This window comes from Paenibacillus sp. GCM10027628, from assembly GCF_042676385.1.
Taxonomy (GTDB): Bacteria; Bacillota; Bacilli; order Paenibacillales; family NBRC-103111; genus Paenibacillus_E.
The window spans coordinates 33,253-58,447 of sequence record NZ_JBHTHA010000008.1 but is presented as its reverse complement, the minus strand read 5'-3'; the positions used below and the strand labels follow the sequence as shown (position 1 = coordinate 58,447).

The 25,195-nt window shown below is 50.9% G+C and carries 21 protein-coding genes and 1 riboswitch; of the genes, 3 read left to right on the top strand and 18 right to left on the bottom strand.

From position 1 onward, the window contains the following. Positions 1-116: 116 nt before the first annotated feature. On the bottom strand, positions 117-1,190 hold the full coding sequence (locus ACFQZT_RS09880) for a DUF3048 domain-containing protein (RefSeq protein ID WP_379299137.1): 1,074 nt from the start codon (positions 1,188-1,190) through the stop codon (positions 117-119). Between the two features lie 220 nt (positions 1,191-1,410). Between ACFQZT_RS09880 and ACFQZT_RS09875 the strand changes: the two genes are divergently transcribed. After that, positions 1,411-1,836, top strand: coding sequence for a thiol-disulfide oxidoreductase DCC family protein (locus ACFQZT_RS09875; RefSeq protein WP_379299135.1), 426 nt, complete (start codon positions 1,411-1,413; stop codon positions 1,834-1,836). Positions 1,837-1,855: 19 nt separating this feature from the next. Here ACFQZT_RS09875 and ACFQZT_RS09870 read toward each other — a convergent pair whose 3' ends face one another. Beyond that, positions 1,856-2,407, bottom strand: coding sequence for a hypothetical protein (locus ACFQZT_RS09870; RefSeq protein WP_379299133.1), 552 nt, complete (start codon positions 2,405-2,407; stop codon positions 1,856-1,858). 30 nt (positions 2,408-2,437) lie between these two features. Beyond that, positions 2,438-3,256 carry a DODA-type extradiol aromatic ring-opening family dioxygenase gene (locus ACFQZT_RS09865; RefSeq protein ID WP_379299131.1) on the bottom strand — a complete coding sequence of 273 codons (819 nt, stop codon included), beginning with the start codon at positions 3,254-3,256 and terminating at the stop codon, positions 2,438-2,440. 133 nt (positions 3,257-3,389) lie between these two features. On the opposite strand from ACFQZT_RS09865, the gene ACFQZT_RS09860 reads away from it, so the two are divergent. Beyond that, on the top strand, positions 3,390-4,163 hold the full coding sequence (locus tag ACFQZT_RS09860) for a VOC family protein (RefSeq protein WP_379299129.1): 774 nt from the start codon (positions 3,390-3,392) through the stop codon (positions 4,161-4,163). Between the two features lie 75 nt (positions 4,164-4,238). Then, positions 4,239-4,370, top strand: a complete 132-nt coding sequence (locus tag ACFQZT_RS09855) for a hypothetical protein (protein WP_379299127.1) — start codon at positions 4,239-4,241, stop codon at positions 4,368-4,370. 6 nt (positions 4,371-4,376) lie between these two features. On the opposite strand, the gene ACFQZT_RS09850 is transcribed toward ACFQZT_RS09855, so the two are convergent. The 15 genes from ACFQZT_RS09850 to ACFQZT_RS09780 all read right to left on the bottom strand — a co-directional run bounded on the left by ACFQZT_RS09850 (position 4,377) and on the right by ACFQZT_RS09780 (position 25,065). Then, entirely contained in the window at positions 4,377-6,425 is a 2,049-nt protein-coding gene (locus ACFQZT_RS09850; RefSeq protein ID WP_379299125.1) for a methyl-accepting chemotaxis protein, read from the bottom strand. Positions 6,426-6,576: 151 nt separating this feature from the next. Beyond that, positions 6,577-7,836: a phosphoribosylamine--glycine ligase gene (purD, locus tag ACFQZT_RS09845; protein WP_379299123.1), complete on the bottom strand. Its 1,260-nt coding sequence runs from the start codon at positions 7,834-7,836 to the stop codon at positions 6,577-6,579. Positions 7,837-7,918: 82 nt separating this feature from the next. Further along, a complete protein-coding gene (gene purH / locus ACFQZT_RS09840) occupies positions 7,919-9,466 on the bottom strand; it encodes a bifunctional phosphoribosylaminoimidazolecarboxamide formyltransferase/IMP cyclohydrolase (protein ID WP_379299121.1) in 1,548 nt (515 codons plus the stop codon). A 609-nt stretch (positions 9,467-10,075) separates the two neighbouring features. Then, a complete protein-coding gene (gene purN, locus ACFQZT_RS09835) occupies positions 10,076-10,687 on the bottom strand; it encodes a phosphoribosylglycinamide formyltransferase (protein ID WP_379299119.1) in 612 nt (203 codons plus the stop codon). Between the two features lie 3 nt (positions 10,688-10,690). Then, complete coding sequence (gene purM, locus ACFQZT_RS09830; protein ID WP_379299117.1) at positions 10,691-11,731, bottom strand: phosphoribosylformylglycinamidine cyclo-ligase; 1,041 nt, start codon at positions 11,729-11,731, stop codon at positions 10,691-10,693. Between the two features lie 302 nt (positions 11,732-12,033). After that, on the bottom strand, positions 12,034-13,683 hold the full coding sequence (gene purF / locus ACFQZT_RS09825) for an amidophosphoribosyltransferase (RefSeq protein WP_379299115.1): 1,650 nt from the start codon (positions 13,681-13,683) through the stop codon (positions 12,034-12,036). Next, positions 13,668-15,911, bottom strand: coding sequence for a phosphoribosylformylglycinamidine synthase subunit PurL (purL, locus tag ACFQZT_RS09820; RefSeq protein ID WP_379299113.1), 2,244 nt, complete (start codon positions 15,909-15,911; stop codon positions 13,668-13,670). Before purL ends, purF begins: the two co-directional genes overlap by 16 nt. Continuing rightward, entirely contained in the window at positions 15,889-16,584 is a 696-nt protein-coding gene (purQ, locus tag ACFQZT_RS09815; RefSeq protein ID WP_379299111.1) for a phosphoribosylformylglycinamidine synthase subunit PurQ, read from the bottom strand. The genes purL and purQ overlap by 23 nt, the downstream gene beginning before the upstream one ends. 24 nt (positions 16,585-16,608) lie before the next feature. Further along, positions 16,609-16,848 carry a phosphoribosylformylglycinamidine synthase subunit PurS gene (purS, locus tag ACFQZT_RS09810; protein WP_188177107.1) on the bottom strand — a complete coding sequence of 80 codons (240 nt, stop codon included), beginning with the start codon at positions 16,846-16,848 and terminating at the stop codon, positions 16,609-16,611. Positions 16,849-16,911: 63 nt separating this feature from the next. Beyond that, positions 16,912-17,802 (bottom strand): phosphoribosylaminoimidazolesuccinocarboxamide synthase, encoded by an 891-nt coding sequence (locus tag ACFQZT_RS09805; RefSeq protein ID WP_379299108.1) that lies wholly within the window; start codon positions 17,800-17,802, stop codon positions 16,912-16,914. A 40-nt stretch (positions 17,803-17,842) separates the two neighbouring features. Continuing rightward, positions 17,843-19,135 carry an adenylosuccinate lyase gene (purB, locus tag ACFQZT_RS09800; RefSeq protein ID WP_379299106.1) on the bottom strand — a complete coding sequence of 431 codons (1,293 nt, stop codon included), beginning with the start codon at positions 19,133-19,135 and terminating at the stop codon, positions 17,843-17,845. A gap of 25 nt (positions 19,136-19,160) precedes the next feature. Continuing rightward, entirely contained in the window at positions 19,161-20,339 is a 1,179-nt protein-coding gene (purK, locus tag ACFQZT_RS09795; protein ID WP_379299104.1) for a 5-(carboxyamino)imidazole ribonucleotide synthase, read from the bottom strand. Continuing rightward, complete coding sequence (purE, locus tag ACFQZT_RS09790; protein WP_379299102.1) at positions 20,336-20,821, bottom strand: 5-(carboxyamino)imidazole ribonucleotide mutase; 486 nt, start codon at positions 20,819-20,821, stop codon at positions 20,336-20,338. The genes purK and purE overlap by 4 nt, the downstream gene beginning before the upstream one ends. 281 nt (positions 20,822-21,102) lie before the next feature. After that, a riboswitch (purine riboswitch) is annotated at positions 21,103-21,204 on the bottom strand. Between the two features lie 1,142 nt (positions 21,205-22,346). After that, positions 22,347-23,603 (bottom strand): C4-dicarboxylate transporter DctA, encoded by a 1,257-nt coding sequence (gene dctA / locus ACFQZT_RS09785; RefSeq protein WP_379299100.1) that lies wholly within the window; start codon positions 23,601-23,603, stop codon positions 22,347-22,349. 37 nt (positions 23,604-23,640) lie between these two features. Next, complete coding sequence (locus ACFQZT_RS09780) at positions 23,641-25,065, bottom strand: NAD-dependent malic enzyme (protein WP_379299098.1); 1,425 nt, start codon at positions 25,063-25,065, stop codon at positions 23,641-23,643. Positions 25,066-25,195 lie beyond the last annotated feature (130 nt).

The following is a 25,195-nucleotide window of genomic DNA, read 5'->3' as shown; positions in this document are numbered from 1 at the left end:
AACGCCTCCCCTAAACCCTTACCCCCATATTACCACATATTGGAACTATCCTGCCAGTTAGTTTAGCGGCCGGGGTCGAAAAATTAAACGGGCGGCTTCCTTTCGTCTCAATACCGTTACTCCATCTTCACCTCTGTGCCCTCCGGCACGATTTGCACCCACGTGTTGCCAGGCAGAAGCGGCACTTCTTTCCCATCGGCGTAAGCCCGGATCATCCCGTTCTTACGTTCCCAAGTGATCTGCTGGGATTTGCCCTGCTGCAGGATGAGGCCTTGGCCAGGCCCGAACACATCGACGGTGCGCCGCCCTTCTTTATCCAAAATCTTGTGCTTGCTCTCCAGCACGAGCAGGTTCGTCGTTTGCAGCTGCTTGCCGGTCTCTTTATCGACGTGCGGCTTGCCTTCCATACTGCGTTTGTACACGCCCTCGGCCGCACTATATTCATAAGAGACGTAGTACCCTTGAATGTACGGAATTTGGATGTGCGTGGCGGCTGCCCCGGTCAGCTTGCTTTGACCTTCCTTGGCAAAGGTGAGCAGCGGCCCGTTCCACTCGGAACGGAATTTGCGCGCCTCGGCTCCCTGCTTCATTTTATCCACAGAGGTATAGAGATTGTGCGGAGCTTTGCGGTCGGTTGCGCGCCAGTAGTAGGCGCCGTCGCCGTAGACTTCATCGAGATGGGCAAGCTTGCGCCCCGCCATGATATTCATCGCGTCCTGACTCCAGCCCGCATGGACGATAACCGCATCGAGCGAATCGCCGATCTCCACAAAATAAGGCCGAATGCTGCGCACGGGACCGATGGTCTTCGCTTCATGGCTTTGAAAAACCGAGACGAATCTAGTAATCTCGCCTTCCGCTAGGATCTCATAGACAATATCAGCCTGATCCAGCCCTGTCTGGGGCCTGGCTTGCGGGGCGTTTTCGACCATCACCATGAAGGGCCGACTCTTCACTTCTTTATCGCTCGGGAGTCCCGTTAGCGGGAATTTGAAAGGCGACTCTGTTTCCACCGCTACAGCTGCGGGTTTGGAATCAGGCGATGCTGCAGCAGACGTTGTGACTGGCGCTGGACTCGTAGTTGACGTAGCCGAAGGCGTACTGCTGCAACCGGATATAGCTATCACAGAGCATCCAAGGACGAGCCAGGCGCTAAGGGTTCTTTTTCCAAAACATTTCAACGATTTCATGCAGGCTGCACCTCTTCTTCTATTCGTTCTAGTAAAATGTATATTCTAGTGAAGAACAATGTAGAAGACTTCTAGCCAATTTTCTTCTTATGACTATTTCGTGACAAATTTTGGAAATCCTTTTCAAAGTGTTGGAGGCAAGACGACTTTTCGATATAGTAGAGGAAAGGTTACGCGCTTACGAGGTAAAGTTGTTAAGAAACACCAAGGGGGGATTCGCATGGACGACCGGTACTCGAATCGTTCGGATGAAGAGGCTATCGTACTGTTCGATGGGGTTTGCAACCTCTGCAACGGGGCTGTGCAGTTCATTCTCCGCCACGACCCGCAGGGTGTTTTTCGGTTTGCTTCATTGCAATCCGATGTTGGGCAAATGCTGCTCCAGCAGCACCGGCTGCCGGCGGATGTCATCAACACGATCGTCCTGATCGAGCATGGACATTCTTTTACGCATTCTACTGCTGCGCTTCGCATTGCCCGGAGACTGCGTTCCCCTTGGAGGCTGGCCTATGCCGCCATTCTAGTGCCGGCTCCTATTCGAAACGCCGCCTATCGCTTCATTGCGCGCAACCGCTACCGCTGGTTCGGCCAAGCGGAGCATTGTATGCTGCCTAAGCCTGAGTACAAGCAGCGTTTTCTTGATTAGTGCGTGCTTACTAGGAGGATTAAGCCATCTCAGCCATATCCAGACGGATCAGCGTGACCCGCTTATCGAACATCCAGAACTCCAAGGTTTGCTTCGCAGTTTTGTCCAGGTAACCAAAGATGGAAGCGCCTTGCTCGCTCCTGCGGTAACTTGGCTCCCCATACGCTGTCTTGAGCTCATCCTCCGTGCTGTTAATGCCGATTCCGCAAATCGTTGTTCGGGATGGACCGGCATTCGCTGCGATCATAATGCGGACGATAATATCACTGCCTGCTTGTGTTGCGACAATAATACCATCATCGACATTGAAATATTGGTACTTATCATTATCCTGCCGGCGCATGAGTGTGGGGGTAGGCAGCAGGTTTCGGATGTTTTGGATGCTCTGCCCAAGATTGATGCCACCCAACTGTTCATGTTGTAAGGATTGGCTCGATGCTAATGTGTAGTAAGCCTGCCTAGGACCTAGAAATAAGTAGACTTGATATGCCGCAAAACTAAGCAAGCTTACTGCTGCTGCGATCATCATGATTTGTATCCATCTTCTACGCAATAAAGTTGCCAGTTGCATGCACTCCACCCTTCCTTCTTTCATTCCTATTCAGTCTTTCGATTCATCGTCCACTACTGGCTCTGTTTCATTTCCTTCCGCTCCAAACATCCAGCAGCTTAAGCTAAGCGTCCCCATCTGAAAGCTATGATGCAGCAACCTCGCTTTATGCGAGCTATCCGCTGCGCCAAGTGCAAGCAACAAAGGTGCAAAATGCTCCGGCGTCGGCACCGCTTCAGCAGCAAATGGCGCCCTGTCCTCGTAGCTGAACAACGCTTCCAAATTCCATGTCTCGAGCTGTTCCCCCAGCCACTCATCGAATTTCAACGCCCATACTTGAGGCGCCGGATTCCGGCGGTCCAGCCTGCGCAGATTGTGCACCGTTCCTCCGCTGCCTATAATGAGAACCTGTTCCTCTCTGAGCGGAGCAAGGGCAGCACCAATTCGATAATGCTCCTCTGGCGTCAGCTTCGGATTCACCGATAGTGCAACAACAGGGATCGAAGCATCCGGATACATGATATGCAGCAGCGCCCACGCGCCATGGTCCAATCCTCGGTGATCATTTAATTCACAATCAATACCCTCATCTTGAAAAAGCTGCTGTATATGCAAGCTAAGCGTCAAATCCCCTTTGGCGGGATACTTAATGGCATAAAGTTCTTCCGGAAAGCCGGAAAAATCGTAGATCGTCTCGAGCTGAATCGCCGAGCTGATTTGCTGCACCCTGCTCTCCCAATGCGCGCTGAACAACACGATTGCTTTGGGCCGTGGCATGCTGACCGCTAGCTTTCGAAGAAATTCCGTATATGCATGCTGCTCGATTGCCAAGCTCGGCGCGCCATGCGCGATAAAAAAAGAAGGCAACATCGCCATTCCTCCCTCGATCCCTCGATCTAATCTCATCTTATCATGGATATATCTTCCTATTATACCCCTTTTCAAACAGGAAATTAATGGTATAATACGAATATACATTCGCATTTTGAGGAGATGACTTCCTTTGTCCAGGCAAATTAGCAGCTCTTTAACCGCATTCATGGTTTCCGATCTTGAACGTTCCAAACAATTTTACCGGGAAGTGCTCGGCTTCGATGTAACGGATTGGTGGGCCGTGAGGGACGGTTTGCAAGGCTTAGCGCTTAAACTTTTGCAGGCACCTACACCGCAAGATGTGAAACCTAACCCACCCGAGAATGAGGGAGCGCGTGCTTTTGACGTGTACGCCTATACGGACGATTGGACTTCGCTGGATAGCTTGTATGAGGAATTTCGCAATAAAGGTGCTGTCATTTCAGGAGAGCCCGTCGTTATGCCCGATTTTGGCCCTTGGAAAGAGTTTATCGTGCAAGATCCCGATGGATACCATATTGCTTTTGGCGGTGTGGATGGGCGCAAAGCTAATTCCTTTGTACAAGATCATGTTGACTCTGTATTTCTTTGGGTGAGAAATCTGGACAAATCCGTTAAGTTATATGCTGCTTTATTAGGGCTGGAAATTCGCGAGCAGGATCGTTACGGTCATCTGCACATGTTCAATTTATCTAACGGCACTGGCCTGATTCTTGACTCCAACGGCATGTCCGAGATCCCGGTACCGGAAGTCGGTCCAGTTCTGTTCAAGATGAGCACGGTAGATATTGAAGGTGCGCACCGCCATGCATTGGAACTCGGATTTCAAGTTATTTACGGCATCGCACGGTATCCTCAGGTTTCGTTCTTTAACATCCGGGATGATGACGGCAACATCATAACCATTTCACAGAATCATACATAACTCCCCTTATGCATGAAAATGCCTCCTTCTGCCAAAACTACCCAAAAGGTAAGAGAAGGAGGCACATCACCCATCATGATTACTCTCTGGAACTTCGTTTCTCGCCACTGGATATCTATCGTGTTGATCGTAGGAGCACTTGTTGCCGTTTGGTCGGTTTACAAGCATAAGGACAAATATCTTATGGGCAGCGACGACAACAAGTGACTCACTCTAAACTTTAAAAACTTTAACGACTTCTTGCAGTTCTTCAGCCATTTTGGAAAGCGATTGGGAAGCAGCGCTGACTTCTTCCATAGAAGCAAGCTGCTGTTCAGCCGCCGCTGCGATGCCGTGCGTGCTTTCCAGCGAATTCTTGGATATTTCCGATATGTGCTCGACTACCTCGACCATGCGTTTCGAATCGGTACGAATTACGCCTGCGGACTGCGACACCGCCTTCACATGCCCAAAAACATCCTCCACCGCTTGGCGAATAGCCTGGAACGCCGTCTTTGCTCGTTCACTCATCACAGCGCCATCGTTCACCGCTTGATTGCCTTTATTCATCGACTCAACTGCGCTTCTAATCTCGTCTTGGATATCCCCAATCAACCCGCGGATCCGATCAGCAGCCTGCGCGGATTGCTCAGCCAGCTTGCGTACCTCCGTGGCTACGACAGCGAAGCCTTTGCCATGCTCGCCAGCCCGTGCCGCTTCGATGGACGCATTAAGGGCGAGTAAGTTGGTTTGACTGGATAATGATGTGATCAACGTGATCATTTCGCCAATTTGCTGAGATTTTCCGTTCAATTCATTCACGATTACCGAGGATTGCTCCATGTTGCGGTGAATGAGCTTCATTTGTTCCGTTACTTCTTCAACCGCTTGGTTCCCTCTATCTGCCGTTTCCGCTGTTTTTTCCGTGGACTGGTTCACCTGCTGTACGCCGTCAACAATGGCGCCGAGCTGTTTCGCGATATTGGTAACAGTCTCTTTGGACGTATGAATCATCTGACTTTCCTCATCGGCGCTTGCCGCGACTTGCTGGATGGAATCAGCGATCTGCTCCGTCGCTCTCGACGTTTCTTCCGCACTGGCCGAAAGCTGCTCCGACATGGAAGCGACCGTATGCGTATGCATCGAGACGGAACCGAGCATCGTGCGGAGCTTGCTGATCATTTCGTTGAAGGAATGCCCCATTTGTCCCAATTCATCGCTCGTTTTCACTTCAATCTGATGTGTAAGATCGCCATCGGCGATATACCCCGCCATGTCTTTCGCCTTGCGGATATGGCCAACCAAATAGCGGCTGAATACAACGATAACAAGCACCATAATGATCACCGCGATCAACCCGCCGATGAAGAGCGACATCACCAGCTTGTTCACAGGCTCTTGCAGTTCTTTCTCCGGCATGACAAGCGCTAACGTCCAACCGGTCTCAGGCACCTTTTGATAATAAATGCGATTCACTCCGTTGTTATCCGAGATACTGCCTTCTCCGCTTTGCCCGGAAAGCAGCGCAGGCGCGAGAGCGCTTAGTGTGGGGTTCGGGTCTTTATCTATGCTGACCTTCATCACTTTGGAAGCATCCGGCTGAGCGAGATAGTTCCCTTTGGCATCTACCATGAACGCCCAACCGGTTCGGCCTACCTTGGTCTCTTCCACCATCTTTTTCATGCTGGCCAGGTTAAAATCACCCGTAATAACGGCAAGAAACTGTTTTTTCTGATCAAACACAGGGATGCTCGTCGTCACCATCGAGGTTTTCGTCGTTTCGTCAAAATAAGGATCGGAATAAGCAAAAGATTGCTTGGCATTTTGGCCTACCTTATACCAGTCCTGATTCGGGTAATCATAATCGGCAGCATTGTAGTCCTGGGTTAGCGTAATTTTGCCCCCATCCCGGAACGCATAGGTCGAGAAATACTTGGTTTTCGCATTGTATTTGAACGGTTCAAAGAAGATCCCCATACCGAACGTGTCTTCATTCGTGGTTAAATCATTGCTGATCATCTTATTATAATTGTCCAATGTCAGTTGCGTCGGGGAGAATTCAACCGTTCTAGCCAGCACTTCGACTGTTCTTCGGTGTGCGAGCATCTTGCCGTTAATCGTGCTGGTTACACTACCCAGTTGATGTTGCATCTTTTGTCCAATTTCGTTTGTAAGCAGCCCTTTACTGTAATCGTAAGCGAATGTAACAATAGCAAACAAAGTGAGCACAATCAGCGGGACTAGTAGCAGCATAAATTTACTTTGAATACTTTTCAGCTTCATTTTCATGACCCTCCACTCATCGAATCTTTCTTTCCTAAGAATTTCAAATATTATTCGACAAATTCCTTTAAATTTCGATATTGAGGAATTGTAAAATAGAAAAAGCACAACCTTTTCATGACAAAAGGTTGTGCTTATGGTGCAATCCATGCTATTTCAATGCTTTCATGGCAATATCCGTGCGGTAATGCTTGCCTTCAAAATGGATGCGATCCGCATTGGCATATGCCTTTTGACGCGCTTCCACGATGTCTTTGCCTAAGCCCGTAATTCCTAGCACGCGACCGCCGTTCGTAACAATCTGTCCGTCCTGCAGCGCAGTTCCGGCATGGAAAACGATGGCGTCTTGGACTTGATCCAGTCCGGAGATGGGCAGCCCTTTGGGATACGGCCCCGGGTATCCTTCCGAGGCAACGATGACGCACACCGCTGCTTCGTCGCTCCACTCGATCGGTTGCTCCGCCAAGGTTCCGTTATTGATCGCCAGGAAAATATCGAGCAGGTCCGTCTTGAGACGAGGCAAAATAACCTGTGTCTCCGGGTCGCCGAAGCGCGCGTTGAACTCGATTGTTTTCACGCCGTTCGGTGTGAGGATCAGCCCTGCGTAAAGCACGCCCTTGAACGGTCGGCCTTCCTTTACCATCGCATCAGCGGTCGGCTGCACGATGTTGTCAATTGCTTCCTGCACAATCGACTGCGGGATGTGCGGCAGCGGTGAATAAGTACCCATACCGCCTGTATTCGGACCTTTATCGTTGTCGAAAACCGGCTTATGGTCCTGCGAAGGCACCATCGGCCGGACCGTGGAACCGTCGACGAAAGCAAGCAGCGACATCTCTTGACCGGTCAAGAACTCCTCGATGACCACGCTCGCGCCGGATGCGCCGAATACTTGATCCACCATGATATCGCGAAGCGCCGCTTCGGCTTCTTCCATGGTGTGGGCGACGGTGACACCTTTGCCCGCGGCCAAGCCGTCGGCTTTAATAACGATCGGCGCCGATTGGCTGCGCAAATAAGTTAATGCCGCTTCGTAGTTGTTAAACGTCTCATACTTCGCCGTCGGGATGTTGTACTTCTTCAGCAGCTCCTTCATGAACACCTTGCTGCCTTCAATAATCGCCGCATTGGCGCGTGGTCCGAATGCCGCGATGCCTTTGCCTTCCAGGTGATCGACCAGACCCGCTGCGAGCGGATCGTCCGGCGCGACCATGACCAGGTCGATTTGCTGCTCCTTCGCAAAGGTGCTGATCTCCTCGAATTGCAGCTCCGTAATCGGCACGCATTCAGCCAGCTCGGCGATACCGCCATTACCTGGTGCACAGAACAGCTTGCTTACCTTCGGACTTTTGCTGAGCGACCAAACAATCGCATGCTCGCGTCCGCCACGGCCTATAACTAAAATACGCATGTGGTTATCCGTCCCTTTCTCATGGGGAATGCCCACGGTCCGCAACTATTTGCCTGCCGATCGTGAGCATTCTCGTTTGTTTTTAGTGTTTAAAGTGACGTACGCCCGTCATGACCATGGCGATGCCGTTCTCGTTCGCTACGCGGATGGACTCCTCGTCCTTGATCGAGCCGCCTGGCTGGATAACGGCCGTGATGCCGGCTTTCGCTGCGATTTCTAGTGTGTCTCCCATTGGGAAGAAGGCATCGGAGGCAAGTACGGAGCCTTTGGCTTTGTCGCTGGCTTGCTCGATGGCGATTTTCGCTGCGCCTACGCGATTCATTTGGCCAGCGCCTACGCCGACTGTCATATCGTCAGCCGCGAGTACAATCGCGTTAGATTTAACGTGCTTAACTACTTTCCAAGCAAAAAGCAGTTGTTTCAATTCTTCTTCCGTTGGTTGGCGCTCGGAGACGACTTTGAGGTCAGCCTCGCTCAGCTGATAAGCGTCGCTGTCTTGAACGAGCATGCCGCCCTCAACCGTAGTGATGACAGGCTCCGCTTTGCGGCCAGCCACTGTATCTAAGCCGCTTACTTTGAGCAGGCGGATGTTTTTCTTTTTCTCAAGGATTTCGAGTGCCCCTGGTGTGAAGTCCGGCGCGATCACGATTTCCAGGAAGATTTCATGCAGCAGCTGCGCTGTCGCTTCATCCACTGTGCGGTTCGCTGCCACGATACCGCCGAAAATCGATGTCGGGTCGGCTGCGTACGCTTTTTGGTACGCTTCAAGCACCGTTGTGCCGATGCCCACGCCGCAAGGATTCATGTGCTTCACTGCGACTACCGCAGGTTCGCTGAATTCTTTTACGATCTGAAGAGCTGTATTTGCATCGTTAATATTGTTGTATGATAACTCTTTACCATGCAGTTGCTCTGCAGTTGTAATGTTGCCTGCCGCTGCGTTCGGCTTGCGGTAAAATGCAGCTTTTTGATGCGGATTTTCTCCGTAACGAAGCTCCTGGACCTTCTCGTAAGTAACCGTATAGCGTTCTGGGTAAGGCTCGCCCACTTGCTTGGACAAGTAGTCGGAGATTAGGGCATCATAAGAGCCTGTGTGACGGAACACTTTTGCCGCCAGGCGTTTGCGGGTTTCAAGGGACGTATCGCCGGCCTCTTGCACTTCTTCCAACACCTGCGCATAGTCCGCAGCATCCACAACGACAGTTACGAATGCGTGGTTTTTCGCTGCTGAACGAAGCATCGTCGGTCCGCCGATATCGATGTTCTCGATCGCATCCTCATAAGTCACATTCGGCTTCGCAATCGTCTCGGCAAAAGGATACAAGTTCACGACAACCAGATCGATGTAGTCGAGTCCGAGCTTCTTCATGCTCTCTTGATGCTCCACGTTATCTCTTACCGCGAGTAGACCGCTGTGTACGGCTGGATGCAGCGTTTTGACGCGGCCGTCCATGATTTCCGGAAACCCGGTAACCTCGGAAATACCGATAACCGGCACACCCTTCTCCTTCAACAAACTTTGCGTGCCGCCTGTGGAAATGATCTCGACGCCCAGCTTCGCCAGTTCGCTGGCGAATTCAACGATACCCGTTTTGTCGGACACGCTGATCAGTGCTCTTTTGATAGCCACTCTGCTTCCTCCCAGAAATTAATTTTATGATTTACGCTGATTGTTTCCGTATGAATTCCTCAATTGATGCTATCGCCGCTCGTGCGTTGCTTATGCTCGCCTGCCACTTGCCCCGTTACTTTAGATGGAAAAACTACCTCTAATTTCGCTTCTGTATGCGAGATATGGACATTTACATGGAATTTCTCCCGCTATTTTCAAAGAAATCGAAGTAAATTTAGATAAATGCTTCTTTTAGCGGGAGAAATTCCAGTTAAACGATGTACATGCTGCATATGCGGCTAATTAGATGGAGCTATTCCCGTTAATCCTGCCCATTTGGCAAATGGGCAGCCGCAGAAAGAAGCGCGACTGCAGGCGATCCTGCACCAACAGCTGCGGGGGCGCTATGTCGGTGCTCCCGAGACAGAGCAACTCTACGACTGCTGGCTGGCCCGAGCTTTAGATTCTCCCAAGACAAAGCAACCCTACAGCTGCTGGCTGGCCCGTGCTGTCGGCGCTCCGAGTCAATGCAACCCATCAGCTGCTGGCTGGCAGGCGCTGTCGGCACCCCCGAACCAGTGCAATCCTACGCCACACGTTAACCCGCCGATCCCGAGCAGCGCCGGCCTACAGCCGCACGCTCACCCGGCGCCCGTCGATGCTGACGCGATCCTCGCGCAGCCAGCGGATGACCTGCGGCAGCAGCACGTGCTCGGCCGCGTGGATACGCTCGGCGAGCGAGTCCGCGGTCTCGTGCTCGTGGATCTCGACGCTGCGCTGGGCGATGATCGGCCCGGAGTCTAGTCCGCCGTCCACGAAGTGAACGGTCACGCCGGTCTGTTTCACGCCGTAGTCCACCGCCTGTTCGATGGCGCGGACGCCGGGGAACGAAGGCAGCAGCGACGGATGAATATTGATCATCCGCCCGTAGTAAGGCACGACCAGCACGTTCGTAATAATCCGCATGTAGCCCGCCATCACGATCAGATCGATCTTGCGCTCCTGCAGCTCTTGCAGAATCAAAGTCTCATAGGTTTCCCGAGAAGCGTACTCCTTCGGACGGAACGCAAACACCGGAACCTTCGCTTCTTTCGCGCGTTCCACGACAAACGCATTTGGCCGATCACAGACAAGAAGCTCGATGCTGACATCAAGCTTCCCCTTCTGTACCTGATCGACGATCGCCTGAAAATTCGAGCCGCTGCCCGAGGCAAAAACGGCAATCCGATAAGGCTGCATAACTTACACCTCGGCTCCTTGGAAGGTAACCACACGATCGCCTTCGGTTACGACGCCAAGCCGGTATACCTTCTCGCCTTGCTTTTCAGCAGCTGCGATTGCTTTCTCCGCATCATCCGCGCCAACAATAATCACCATGCCGATACCCATATTGAACGTGCGGAACATATCGTTATTGCTAATGCCGCCCTCGCGCTGCATCAACGAGAAAATCGGCAGAATCGGCCATGAGCCGTACTGGATCTCCACATTCACGCCGTCCGGTAGGACACGCGGAATATTTTCGATAAAGCCGCCGCCGGTAATATGCGCCATGCCTTTAATGCTAACTTCCTCCAGCATCCCAAGAACCGGCTTCACATATAATCTTGTAGGTTCCAACAGCACGTTGCCGAGCTTATCGCCAAGCTCTTCCACATGCCCTTGAAGGGTATAACCTTTATCCTCCAGCAAAAGCTTGCGCACAAGAGAGAACCCGTTGCTGTGCACACCGCTGGAAGCTAGACCTAGAACGACGTCTCCGGGACGGATGGTGGTACCGTCGATGATTTTTTTCTTGTCGACGATCCCTACGGTAAAACCGGCAATGTCATACTCCCCTGACGCATACATGCCCGGCATTTCCGCCGTTTCGCCGCCGATCAATGCACAGCCGGACTGTGCGCAGCCGTCAGCGATCCCTTTAACGATTGCTTCGATTTTCTCTGGAACTACACGATCGCATGCCAGATAATCGAGGAAAAAAAGCGGCTCCGCGCCCTGAACGATAATATCGTTCACGCACATCGCGACCGCATCGATCCCGATCGTATCGTGCTTGTCCATCGCAAAAGCGATTTTCAGCTTGGTGCCCACGCCGTCCGTTCCGGATACGAGCACTGGCTCCTCGTACTTGTCCTTGTTCAACCCGAACAGCCCGCCGAAGCCGCCGAGGTCAGTCAGCACTTCAGGACGGAATGTCCGTTTCACGTGTTTCTTCATCCGTTCTACTGCTTCGTTCCCCGCCGCGATATCGACTCCAGCCTTTTTGTAAGCATCCGACACTTCGCTTCCACTCCTTATATTTGTCTATGTATCGGGAGGCGGAGGAATACCGCCCTTCCCGTTCAAACCTAGTTATACCGGATTTCCACCAGCCAAATTTCCATAGTTGAACCTGAGTACGCTATTTCCACAAAAACAACCGATTTAGCCTATTACAAGGAACGACGATTCGTTAAATTGAAGTTCTTGCCGCCAAAGCTCCAGTTCCCGTCAAATAAAGCACGCTTGTTCCGCTATTTAAAAATTCGCCGCAATTCTCCTGCGATAGCGGATTCTCATTCCACAATGACCGCAAAAGTAGCCTAGTCGCAAGCGCAGCCCACTTTTTCAATATCGACGATTTCCGTCGGATAATTGTTGTTGAAGCAAGCCATGCAATAACCGCTTTGCGCGCCAGCTGAACCAGTGCCGATGGAATCGAGCAGCCCTTCCTGCGTGAGAAAATGCAAGGAATCCGCATTGATCGCTTTGCGAATTTCTTCGATGGAATTCATCGCAGCGATCAGCTCCTTACGGCTCGGCGTATCAATCCCATAGTAGCAAGGGTTCATAAAAGGCGGCGAAGAGATGCGCACATGCACTTCCGTTGCGCCCGCTTCACGCAATAAATTGACGATCCGCAAGCTAGTTGTCCCGCGTACGATCGAATCATCGATCATGACGACACGTTTGCCTTCGACGACTTTGCGCACGGCGCTCAGCTTCATTTTCACGCCTTGCTCCCGAAGCTCTTGGCTCGGCTGTATAAACGTGCGGCCCGTATAGCGGTTCTTGATCAAACCCAGCTCATAAGGGATACCCGTCTGCTCCGCAAAACCAATCGCGGCGGAAATACTGGAATCCGGCACACCGGTCACGACGTCGGCATCCACGAACGATTCCATGGCGAGCCGCTTGCCCATCCGCTTACGCGCCGCGTGAATGTTGATCGCGTCAATGTCGCTGTCCGGACGTGCGAAGTAGATGTACTCCATCGCGCAGATCGAGCGTTTGCCACTCTCGGCGAAGCGATCTTCGTGGAATCCGTCACGGTCGAGCACGAGGATTTCTCCTGGCTGCACATCACGGAAATACGTCCCGCCTACCGCGTCAAATGCACAGGACTCCGAAGCGAACAAATACGCATCGCCCAGTCTTCCGATCATGAATGGACGCAATCCGTTCGGATCAAGCGCAGCGATTAACTTGTCCTTGGTCATAACCAGGAAGGCAAAGCCGCCGATCACTTGCTTCAAAGCATCCTTAACCGCATCCACGATATCATCGTGCTCAGAACGTGCAATCAGATGCGCAAGCACCTCTGTATCGCTGGTCGTTTGGAAGATCGAGCCTTTGCGCTCCAGCTCCCGCTTGATAATGTTCGCATTATCGAGGTTGCCGTTCGTTGCAATGGCCAGATCGCCCTCGCGGTATTTGAACACGAGCGGCTGTGCGTTGGCCAGCTTGCTTTCGCCTGCTGTCGAGTATCGCACATGCGCGATGGCCGAAGAGCCTGTCAGTGGCGGCAATGTCTCGCTGTTGAACACTTCTTTGGCAAGTCCCATTCCGCGGTAATAGTTGAACTTCTCGCCATCTGACGTACAAATACCCGCGCTCTCCTGTCCGCGATGCTGAAGGGCATGAAGGCCATAATAGCAAAGGGAGGAAGCGTCGGGATGCCCAAACACCCCGAACACGCCACACTCTTCATTCAGCTTGTCAAACATCCCGCCTTGGCCGGCTACGCCTTCGTTGTAATAATCTCCTGTCCAAAGTTCATGCTGATGACCATCGCCCAATTGAATGAGTGGAGCAGCAGGAAGCTTTAGGGCCCCGGTTTGTCTCTCCACAAAAGAAAGTTCATGGTTTCGGTCTCCGAAACCTGCTTTCTTTTTGGCGATAAAACCTTCCGTTAAACGCGGTCGCTCATCTGTGAATGACCTCGATAAAGGTTTTCTCACTGCATCAGACATGGAATCGCATCCTTCCAGACCTTCTCCAGCTCGCTTACCGGAGACTGGATTCGCTGTACGCCGTTAACCGATACATTCAGCGCCGTACCTGTGACTGTTCCGATTTCTTGATAAGGCACTCCTTGCGAAGCAATCCAGTGTTTCAAAGCGTCCGCTTTATCCGGCGTTGCTGTCAACAAAATACGGGATTGGCTTTCGCTGAACAGCGCGAAGTCTGCGCGAAGCTCTGTCTGAACCGCAACTTGTGCGCCTAATCGGCCGCTAATGCTGCTCTCTGCGAGCGCTACAGCCAATCCGCCTTCGGACAAGTCATGCGCGGAAGCAACCAGACCCTCTTGAATCGCCTTCAGTACTGCGCCTTGCAGACGTTTTTCAACAGCCAGATCCAGCTCAGGAGGACGACCTTCCGTAACGCCATGTACAACATATTGGAACTCACTGCCGCCGAGTTCAGCTTTCGTCTCGCCGAGCAGGATGATGATGTCGCCTTCGTTTTTGAAGCCTTGCGTAGTGATGTGGTCGATGTCATGAACCAGACCGACCATCCCGATAACCGGAGTCGGGTAGATCGCGCCTTTGGCGTTCTCGTTATACAGCGATACGTTACCGCCGATAACCGGAGCGTCCAATACGCGGCAAGCTTCCGCCATACCGTCAGTCGCTTTCTCTAGCTGCCAGAAAATCTCCGGTTTATCCGGACTACCGAAGTTCAGGTTGTCCGTTACCGCCAGCGGCTCAGCGCCGGAGCAAACGACGTTGCGCGCCGCTTCGCTGACTGCGATCCGTCCGCCCACTTCCGGATCGAGGTACACATAGCGCCCGTTGCAGTCGGTCGTCATCGCCAGCCCCTTGCGGGTGCCGCGAATCGTTACGACCGCTGCGTCCGAACCCGGGCGCACTGCCGTTTCCGTACGAACCATGTGGTCATACTGGTTGTACACCCACTCTTTGCTCGCTACCGTCGGGGACGCGAGCACCGCTTTAAGCGCATCCGCCAAATCCGTTACCTCAGGGTAACGAGTCGTATCGATGGATGCGTTCGCCTCGTAATAAGCCGGCACCTGGCTCGGCTTATTGTACACCGGGCACTCGTCGACGAGTGCCCCTACAGGCATGTCCCCCACGACTTCACCGTGGTGGATCAAACGCAGGCGACCGTCATCGGTCACCTTGCCGACTTTGGCGCAGTGGAGACCCCAGCGCTCGAAAATACCTTTCGCTTGCGCCTCATGCTTCGGCTCAACAACGAACAGCATGCGCTCTTGCGACTCGGACAGCATCATTTCATAAGCTGTCATGCCTTCTTCGCGCTGCGGAACCTCATCGAGGTAAAGCTCCATGCCGTTGCCCGCTTTACTTGCCATCTCGGCGCTGGAGCAAGTAAGCCCCGCAGCGCCCATATCTTGAATCCCGAGCACGATGCCGGAATTGATTAACTCTAAGCACGCTTCCAGCACGAGCTTCTCCATGAACGGATCGCCCACTTGCACCGCCGGGCGCTTCGCTTCGGACTCTGCCGTCAGCTCTTCCGACGCGAACGTCGCGCCGTGGATACCGTCGCGGCCTGTCGCCGGGCCGACGTAGAACACCGGGTTGCCAACGCCTTTAGCAACACCGCGCTGGATCTTGTCGTGGTCGATGAGACCGACGCACATAGCATTGACGAGCGGGTTCCCCTCGTAGCTCTCGTCGAACATCACTTCGCCGCCGACCGTCGGAATGCCGATACAGTTCCCGTATCCGGCGATGCCCGAGACGACGTGCTCGAACAAATACTTCACGCGGTCATTTTGCAGCTTACCGAATCGGAGCGAGTTCAGCAGCGCTACCGGGCGCGCGCCCATCGAAAAAATATCGCGGATAATCCCGCCCACACCCGTCGCTGCGCCTTGATACGGCTCGATCGCCGATGGGTGGTTGTGACTTTCAATTTTGAAAACAACGGCTTGGTTGTCGCCGATATCGACGATCCCTGCACCTTCGCCAGGTCCCATCAGGACGCGGGGTCCTGTTACCGGGAACTTGCGAAGCACGGGTTTGGAATTTTTATAAGAGCAATGTTCGGACCACATGACGCTGAATACGCCGATCTCCACATAGTTCGGATTGCGTCCGAGGAAGCCGCAAATTTTGGCGTACTCGTCATCGGTTACGCCCATCTGCTTGTATATTTTCTGCTCTGCGATTTGCTCGGCTGTTGGTTCCTTAGCGGATAGCTGCTGCGCCATGTTTCTCCCTCCAAGTGCTTAGAATCGATGTGAACATTCTTTTGCCGTCCGCCGAACCAAGGATCTCATGAATGGCACGCTCCGGATGGGGCATCATACCTACTACGTTACCGGCCTTATTGGAAATACCGGCGATATCGTCTAATGAACCGTTCGGGTTATTGCCGGCTTCATAACGGAACACGATTTGGTTGTTTTCTTGCAATTCTTTCAACGTTGCATCGTCACAGTAGTAGTTACCTTCACCGTGCGCAATTGGAATGCTGATCAGCTCACCCTCCGCATAATCCCGCGTAAATGGCGTCGCATTATTCTCTACCCGCAGAAGCGCCTGATGGCAGCGGAATTTCATCCCATTATTGCGAAGCAAAGCCCCCGGAAGAAGTCCTGCCTCTGTCAGCACCTGGAATCCGTTGCAAATACCCAGAATGTATTTACCCTCTTCCGCAGCTTTGACTACAGCCTTCATCACGTTCGTAAACTGTGCAATCGCTCCGCAACGCAGGTAATCTCCATAAGAGAAACCGCCCGGCACGAGGATGCAGTCGTATTTGGACAAATCGTCCGCCGTATGCCATACATAGTCAACAGGCTGGCCGATGGTATCTTCAACTGCTTTGAAGCAGTCGATGTCGCAGTTCGATCCCGGAAAAACAAGAACCGCAGTATTCATGACGCTCTCTCCCTTCATGGTTTGTTACGCCAACTCGTAGCGGTAGTCTTCAATCACCGTGTTCGCCAAAAGCTTCTCACACATTGCTTTCACGCGTGCTTCTGCTTCAGCTTTATCCGTTGTGTTCAGCTCAAGCTCCAAATATTTACCGATGCGAACTTTCCCTACTTCCTCAAACCCCATCGAATGAAGCGCGCCTTGCACCGCAGTTCCTTGAACGTCCAAAACGTTCTGCTTGATCGTTACGTACACCGTTGCTTTCATTGGTATCTCTCCTTAGAGTTTTTCTTCGCTTAGCGTTTTCTCGCTAATAACACTTCCCAAAACCTAATCCACCAGACGGTGAAGTATTTCCTTATATCGATTAGCCGTTTCTTCGACAACGGATGCCGGCAGCTCGTCCGGCTCGCTGTTTTTATCCCAGCCAGAGTTCGACAGGTACGTACGTACCGGCTCTTTATCCATCGAGTCAATCTCGATATCAAGCGCGTAATTGTCTTGCGCCCAGTAACGCGAGGAATCCGGGGTGAAAATTTCATCAATAAGTATGAGTTCACCGGCATAAACGCCGAATTCAAACTTCGTATCCGCTAAAATAATGCCTTTTTGCTCGCAAATCGCATGCGCCATCGTATAGAGCATGATGCTCCTGTTCTGAAGCTCGACTGTGAGCTCCTCGCCGATCAATTCGCTCATTTGCTGAACGGAAATGTCCTCGTCGTGGCCCACATCGTTTTTCGCTGCCGGCGTGAAAATCGGCGTCTCCAAACGCTGATTCTTTCGCAAGCCTTCAGGAAGCTTCAGGCCGTTAATCTCGCCTGTTTTTTCATACTGTCTCCAGCCGTTGCCCGTGATGTACCCGCGAACTACGCACTCTATGGAGATGCGTTCCGCTTTTTTTGCCACAATGATACGCTCTTTCAGCAATTCCCTTGCTTCGGCATCCGGAATCACATCTTGCAATTGTTCTACGTCCGTGTGCACGATGTGATTGTTCATATAGCCGCTCGTAATGCCGAACCAATATTTGCTCAGCGCATTCAGCACGTAGCCTTTGTCTGGAACGCCCGGCTTCAATATATAATCGAAAGCGGAAATCCGATCCGTGACCACGATCAGCAGATGTTCCCCAAGATCATACAGCTCGCGCACTTTTCCTTTGTGCAACAAAGGCGCTTTGACCAGCTCCACTGCCGTATCCAGTATGTTGACTGCCAAGCACAACACGTCCCCTCATATATAAGGAAATTTTAATTGATTACAATCCGAGTCGGTCAAAAATCGTATCCACATGCTTGAGGTGCCAGCTTGGATCGAAGCAATCGGCGATTTCTTCCGCGCTGAGCGCATCCGTAATCACAGAGGCATTTTCCACGATCTCACGGAAGGAACGCTGCTCTTCCCAAGCCTGCATCGCTCTTGGCTGTACGGTATCGTACGCTTGCTCGCGGCTGAAGCCTTTGTCGATCAGCTTCGTCATTACGCGGCCGGAGAAAGGCACATCGTACGTGCTGCGCATGTTGCGCTTCATATTTTCAGGGAACACGGTCAGATTCTTGATGATGTTGCCCAGACGGTTCAGCATGTAGTTCAGCAGTTGTGTTGCATCCGGCAGGATGATGCGCTCCACGGAGGAATGCGAAATATCGCGCTCATGCCACAGCGTCACGTTCTCGTAAGCGGAAACCATGTGTCCACGGATTACGCGGGACAGGCCGGAAATACTCTCGCAGCCAATCGGGTTGCGTTTGTGCGGCATCGCCGAGGAACCTTTTTGACCCTTCGCAAATGGCTCTTCCACCTCGCGGAACTCACTCTTTTGCAGGGCGCGAATTTCGGTAGCGAACTTGTCCAAGGACGTCGCAACCAGCGCCAGCGTTGCCATGTATTCGGCATGACGATCGCGTTGAAGTGTTTGTGTCGAGATTGGAGCCGCTTTTGTACCCAGTTTGCCGCAAACATACTGCTCGACGAACGGATCGATGTTCGCATAAGTACCAACAGCACCGGAAATTTTACCGTACTGCACGCCATCCGCCGCAAAACGGAAACGCTCCAGGTTGCGCTTCATTTCTTCATACCAAAGCGCCATTTTGAGGCCAAAAGTCGTTGGTTCCGCATGCACGCCGTGCGTTCTGCCCATCATTGCAGTGTGTTTATATTGAATAGCTTTTTCTTTTAAAATCTCGATGAAATTCCGGATATCCTTCTCCAAAATCTCGTTAGCTTGTCTAAGCAGGTAGCCCAGCGCCGTATCCACAACGTCTGTCGAAGTTAGACCGTAGTGAACCCATTTACGCTCAGGTCCGAGCGTCTCGGACACTGCTCTTGTGAAGGCAATCACGTCATGGCGAGTCTCTTGCTCGATTTCGTAAATGCGGTCGATGTTGAAGCTCGCGTTCTCACGAAGCACCTTTACATCTTCTTTCGGGATAACGCCAAGCTCTGACCAAGCTTCGCAGGAGAGAATTTCCACCTCGAGCCATGCTTTAAATTTATTGTCCTCTGTCCAAATGCGTGCCATTTCCGGGCGTGTGTAGCGTTCAATCATGGTTCCGTTCCTCCGTTTATCTCATTTACTTACTTTCCCAAATGCCTGTGCGTTCTATCCAAGCGAGTGCCTGATTCACATCGCCGGCAAGCAAATTGATATGACCCATCTTGCGTTTCTCTTTCGCTTCCAGTTTACCGTAAAGATGGACCTTTGCGCTAACCCCTAACTCTTCGTTCTCTAGAAACTCCGGCTTGTCAATTTGCTTCTGAAGAGGCTCGATGTGCTCCCCTAGCAAATTCACCATCACAACAGGTGACATCAACTCGGTAGAGCCCAGGGGTAAGTTGCAAATAGCGCGAACATGCTGCTCAAACTGCGACGTTCTGCACGCTTCCATCGTGTAATGTCCAGAGTTGTGCGGGCGCGGCGCAAGTTCGTTGACGTAAAGCTGTCCATCTTTGGTCAGGAACAGCTCGACGGCGATCAATCCGATCACGCCGAGCTTCTCTGCGATGCGTACCGCGAGCTTCTCGGCTTCCTTCTGCACCTCTACAGGGATGCGAGCCGGAACTATGGATTGATGCAGAATGTTATGTACATGTATGTTTTCCGCGGCCGGAAAAGCTTTCACCTCTCCGCGGGGACTTCTCGCAGCAATGACGGATAATTCTTTATCAAAATGAATGAATTGCTCGAGCACCAGCTCGGTTTTCGCACGGCTAAGCATTGCGTAGGCTTCTTCCACTTCATCCAGTGAGCGAATGACCCATTGTCCCTTGCCGTCGTAGCCGCCAGTTGCAGTCTTGAGTACGCACGGTGTACCGAAGCGAAGGACCGCTTCACGCAGCTGCTCGGCGCTGTCAATCTCCGCATAAGGCGCCACCGGCACTCCTGCCGCTTCGATCGCTTTTTTCTCCCGAAGCCGGTGCTGGGTTGTATACAAAAGCTGGCTGCCTTGCGGGACGTAGGACTCTTTCATTAATATATCCGTTACGTCAGCGTCGACATTTTCGAATTCGTAGGTGATGACGTCAGACTGGGCAGCAAGACTTCTGGCCGCTTCCACATCATCAAAGCTCGCCTGAATCTGCTCGTCGGCGACTTGCCCGCACGGCGCATCTTCAGTCGGATCAAGCGTGACAAACCGATAGCCCATGTTGCGTCCGGCCAAAGCGAGCATCCGGCCCAGTTGGCCTCCGCCCAATATACCGATCGTGCCGCCCGGCTTAATGACCTTGCCGTTTGCGCTGGCTTCCATCATGATAGATCACTGCTTTCAATGACGGATTTCGCAAGACGTTCGCGGCGCGCTTTGATCTTGGCTTGCAGCTCCGGTTCAAAAGCGCCCAAAATCTGTGCCGCCAACAGTCCCGCATTCGTCGCGCCCGCATTGCCGATCGCTACCGTTGCCACCGGAATGCCGCCCGGCATCTGCACGATCGAGAGCAGCGAATCCAGGCCGTTGAGCGTGGAGCTCTTGACCGGAACGCCAATAACCGGTAACTCGGTTTTGGCCGCCACCATTCCTGGTAGATGCGCCGCCCCGCCTGCTCCGGCAATAATCACTTGGAGGCCGCGGCTTGCTGCCGATTCTGCATATTCGAACATGAGATCCGGCGTTCTGTGCGCGGAGACGACCTTTTTCTCGTAAGGCACTCCCAGCTCCTCCAGCATATCGCATGCGTGCTTCATCGTTTCCCAATCCGACTGGCTTCCCATTATGACACCAACACGTACAGTCATGATAAACCTACTTTCTATAGTGGTAGTTTTAAAAGTTGGCTTTTAAAACTCTTATTAATCTTTGCATAAATACGTCATTATAATAACAAAGTCCCCCAAAAGTGACCCTTAACCTTCGAAACTTATTCCGATTACTTTTGGGGGAGCCCCCGTTTATCCACAGAAATGTGCTTCGCATAATTTCCTAATACTATAAAAAAATGCCCAGAGTTAGAATACGCGATTCTAGACGCTGGACAGCAAAAGAACCGAATGCAAAAAGACCATCCTCTTCCTATGGTTTCCAGCATTCGCTTCCTCGTAGTCCAAAAATTCATGGTTTTTGGGTAGATACTTTCAGGCCATATTCCTGACGTTATACGAGTTAGTTCGACATTTTCAATTAAGGGGAAGTGTTTTCCCGCTTCCCTAGTTTACTACCAAGTGACGTGCGATGTCAATTTGTAAAAACGAACAATTTTGACCTATTTCATTTGAAAAGTTCGTTTTTTGGCTACATTTTAATTCTTTAAAGCGGTCTACGACTAAAAATACGACATTCATTGTATTAGCAGACTCATTTTCTAGTAGGAGATGCCGAATGATCGATATTTTTTTCGACATGAAGTTGAGTGGTATGGTCTTGCAGTGCAAACTTACTGCTTTGCATTTCTCGCTTCACGCAGTATAGACTGAAACTCTCGTTAGTGTTGCTCAGCGTATTGTGCAAGAACAAATTAATTTCCATACTCTGCATGTTGCTGAGAAGACTAAGATCCCTCGATAGAGCTGCTCATCTTGCTATGCAAGCTTTGTTCTTTCCATACTCTGCGTAACTCAGTACAGACTAAGATCCCTCGTTAGAGTTATATTGGATTTTATGCATTGAAGGTACTGCCGTTTGCTCGAAACAAGACACTCCAATGGATTTCATCCAATGTTATGGTCTTCAAAACAACCAAAACATGAAATTGAGCTGATTCAGTTGGACAATATCCATTCAAAGCACTACTCGTCACAAGCTCGAGTTCATTCCATTGGATGATCTCCAATGAAGAAGCATAGTCTTCAAAGTTTTGGCCCACCACCATCCAACGTCACGACATGCATAAGAATTCGCGTGCGGTGGGGTTTTATAGTATAAAGAACAAGAGTCGCTAATAGAGTACCGATTGTACGCAAATGTTGAAGAAAATAGGCACTTTTAGCCTCGAAAGAACAATGTTCTTTAGATAGAGAACAATATTCTTTAACTAAAGAACATTGTTCTCTAATCGTCCCTGAATGAGCAATTCAAGCTTCCACAGCGTCTCCAATGTACTTTAATAGCGAACGAGGGGCGCTAATGGGGATCCCGGACGATGTGCCCATAACTCCGTGCCCATCCACTAATGGGGATCCCGGACGATAAGCCCATAACTTCACGTCCATCAGCTAGTGGAGATGCCGGACGTTGGCCCATAACTCCGATCATAAAAAAAAGAGTATGAGACAGGAGGTATCTCTGTCGCCATACTCTTACTTTTATGACATATTGCGTTTTACCTTATGCAATAACACTAGCCTTAGTTCCAATTGCCTCAACTGGTTCCTTGAATTCTTTTTCCATTTTGGCGATAACTACTGTAGCCACACCGTTACCAATTAGGTTAGTTATTGCACGAGCGGTACTCATAAAGCGATCAATTCCAAGGAGAAGTGCGATCCCTTCCACGGGAACACTTGGGAATGCTGCTAAAGTCGCGGCAAGTGTAATAAAGCCTGCACCTGTTACCCCTGCTGCTCCCTTAGATGTTAGCATTAGAACACCAAGAAGTACGATCTGTTGACCTAGAGATAAGTTAACCCCGTATGCTTGTGCAATAAACAGTGCGGCGAATGCTAGGTAGATATTCGTACCATCTAAGTTGAATGAATAACCTGTTGGAATTACAAGACCCACAACTGATTTGGAGCATCCATAAGTCTCAAGTTTCTCAACCATTTTAGGTAAAGCAGACTCAGAAGAAGAAGTTCCAAGCACTAGGAAAATTTCATCTTTGATGTAGCTGATAAATTTGAAAACGTTAAAGTTGTAGAGCTTAGCAATAACACCTAGGACCACGACTACAAATACTGCCATAGCAAGCAGCGTAAGAGCGAATAGCTTTCCGAGGGAAACTAAGGATCCTACTCCAAACTTACCAATGGTGTAAGCTATTGCACCAAATGCTGCAATCGCCGAGTAATACATAATGATATTAACAATTCTAAAGAATACTTCGGACACTTTCTCAAAGAAATCAAGAACAACCTTTCCTCTTTCCCCCATTCCCGACAAAGAAGCACCAAACAAAATAGCTAAAACAAGTATAGGAAGCAAATCCCCTTTAGCTAATGATCCGACAAAACTGTCAGGAATGATCCCGAGGATATAATCCATGAATCCATGTCCGCCCTCAGCTGCTGCTTTCGTATATTGAGTGATATCTCCTTTTGCTAAATGAGCATTTACGCCAGTACCGGGATGAAACACGTTGGCAAAAAGGATTCCAATCGCAAGAGCGATTGTGGAAACAACTTCAAAATAAAGCAAAGTTTTTCCGCCTATTCTTCCGACCTTTTTCATGTCGCCCATTCCGGCAATACCAGTGACAATGGTTAAGAAAATAATAGGAGCAATAACCATTTTAATGGCTTTTACGAAGATGTCCGCCAAAACCTTCATGTTTCCTGCCTGCGCAGGGAAGAATACCCCAAACAAGACACCCAAGATCATGGCAACAATAACTTGCAACGTGAGACTCTTGAAATTAATCTTCATGGTTCGCACCCCTTATATTTTTGTGATTTTCCACCAATTAGGCTTGCACTTTCTCCCTGCGTCTTCTTGCTACACCATCCTCATAAGCCGCTTGAATGACAGCCTCTCTGACCCGCTCTGCCACCGACTGATTGAATACACTTGGAATGATGTAATACTCATTCAGTTCATCCTCTTCAACGACGGATGCAATCGCCTTAGCCGCAGCCAGCTTCATATTTTCCGTCACTCGGGAAGCCCTGCAATCAAGCAATCCCCGGAATAAACCTGGAAAGCAAAGCACGTTGTTGATCTGGTTCGGATAATCCGAGCGCCCGGTCGCCATAACTCGAACGTAAGGCTCTGCCTCTTCTGGCAAAATTTCCGGCGTCGGGTTTGCCATAGCAAAGACAATAGGATCTTTAGCCATCTTAGCTACATCTTCTCTTTTCAAAACGCCGGGCCCTGAGACACCGATAAAAATATCCGCTCCCTCAATGACCTCCGACAACGTTCCGTGAATCTGCTCCGGGTTGGTATTTTCCGCGTACCATTGCCAGAACGGGTTATCGTAGACACCGTCTCTTGTAATTGCCCCCGGTCGGTCGACGCCGATAATATTGTGGACACCCGCCGCCATCAGCATTTTGGTGCATGCCGTTCCCGCGGCTCCGACGCCGCAAAGCACGATTTTGCAATCTGCGAGATTTTTGCCTACAAGCTTAACGGCATTAAGCAGTCCCGCCAAAAGCACGACAGCCGTACCATGCTGATCATCATGGAAGACTGGAATATCCAGCTCCTCAATTAGCCGCTGCTCAATCTCAAAGCATCTTGGCGCGGAGATATCTTCTAGATTAATTCCTCCAAATGTTGGAGATAACGCTTTCACAAAACGCACAATTTCATCCGTATCCTGCGTATCCAGACAAATAGGAAATGCGTCCACGCCAGCTAGCTGCTTAAACAGCATCGCCTTTCCTTCCATTACCGGCATTGCCGCCTCAGGTCCGATATTGCCAAGTCCAAGCACAGCCGTTCCATCCGAAATGACAGCGACTGTATTTCGTTTGATCGTTAGCGTATGCGCCAGCGAAGGCTTTTCGTGGATCGCCATGCAAACCTTAGCCACGCCCGGCGTGTATACCCTGGAGAGATCGTCCCGATTTTTAATCGGATATTTCGGACTCGTCTCGATCTTACCGCCCAAATGCAGCAGGAACGTCTGATCCGAAACATGCACAACTTTGACACCGGCCAACTTGCTGATCGTCGATTTGATCAAATCCGTGTGCTTGTTATCATACACGTTGATCGTGATGTCGCGGACGGTTACATTTTTATCCGTTCTCACGACGTCGATAGCAATAATATCTCCGCCCGTATCACTAATCGCCGTAGCGATGTTGCCAAACGAAGCTGTATCTTTATCTAGTTCAAGCCGCAAAATAATACTCGTATTCACTCCCGAAGGAATCGACATGTTCTACACCTCAAGCGCTTTCAGACTTTGTTGATTCATTGACAGTCTTCATGATATCGCTTTCACCAGTTGGCGTGAAGAATTTGACCATATTGGTACTTATGGTCTTTTTGGTCTCGGATACCTTCGC

Coding starts and splice junctions, on each gene's coding strand:
- purQ (WP_379299111.1), bottom strand. CDS start 16,584: ATGAATACTGCGGTTCTTGTTTTTCCGGGATCGAACTGCGACATCGAC.
- ACFQZT_RS09850 (WP_379299125.1), bottom strand. CDS start 6,425: ATGAAGCTGAAAAGTATTCAAAGTAAATTTATGCTGCTACTAGTCCCG.
- ACFQZT_RS09880 (WP_379299137.1), bottom strand. CDS start 1,190: ATGAAATCGTTGAAATGTTTTGGAAAAAGAACCCTTAGCGCCTGGCTC.
- ACFQZT_RS09875 (WP_379299135.1), top strand. CDS start 1,411: ATGGACGACCGGTACTCGAATCGTTCGGATGAAGAGGCTATCGTACTG.
- dctA (WP_379299100.1), bottom strand. CDS start 23,603: ATGAAGATTAATTTCAAGAGTCTCACGTTGCAAGTTATTGTTGCCATG.
- ACFQZT_RS09780 (WP_379299098.1), bottom strand. CDS start 25,065: ATGTCGATTCCTTCGGGAGTGAATACGAGTATTATTTTGCGGCTTGAA.
- purS (WP_188177107.1), bottom strand. CDS start 16,848: ATGAAAGCAACGGTGTACGTAACGATCAAGCAGAACGTTTTGGACGTT.
- purN (WP_379299119.1), bottom strand. CDS start 10,687: ATGCAGCCTTATCGGATTGCCGTTTTTGCCTCGGGCAGCGGCTCGAAT.
- purB (WP_379299106.1), bottom strand. CDS start 19,135: ATGATTGAACGCTACACACGCCCGGAAATGGCACGCATTTGGACAGAG.
- ACFQZT_RS09865 (WP_379299131.1), bottom strand. CDS start 3,256: ATGTTGCCTTCTTTTTTTATCGCGCATGGCGCGCCGAGCTTGGCAATC.
- ACFQZT_RS09855 (WP_379299127.1), top strand. CDS start 4,239: ATGATTACTCTCTGGAACTTCGTTTCTCGCCACTGGATATCTATCGTG.
- purF (WP_379299115.1), bottom strand. CDS start 13,683: ATGTCTGATGCAGTGAGAAAACCTTTATCGAGGTCATTCACAGATGAG.
- ACFQZT_RS09870 (WP_379299133.1), bottom strand. CDS start 2,407: ATGCAACTGGCAACTTTATTGCGTAGAAGATGGATACAAATCATGATG.
- purL (WP_379299113.1), bottom strand. CDS start 15,911: ATGGCGCAGCAGCTATCCGCTAAGGAACCAACAGCCGAGCAAATCGCA.
- purE (WP_379299102.1), bottom strand. CDS start 20,821: ATGACTGTACGTGTTGGTGTCATAATGGGAAGCCAGTCGGATTGGGAA.
- purK (WP_379299104.1), bottom strand. CDS start 20,339: ATGATGGAAGCCAGCGCAAACGGCAAGGTCATTAAGCCGGGCGGCACG.
- purD (WP_379299123.1), bottom strand. CDS start 7,836: ATGCGTATTTTAGTTATAGGCCGTGGCGGACGCGAGCATGCGATTGTT.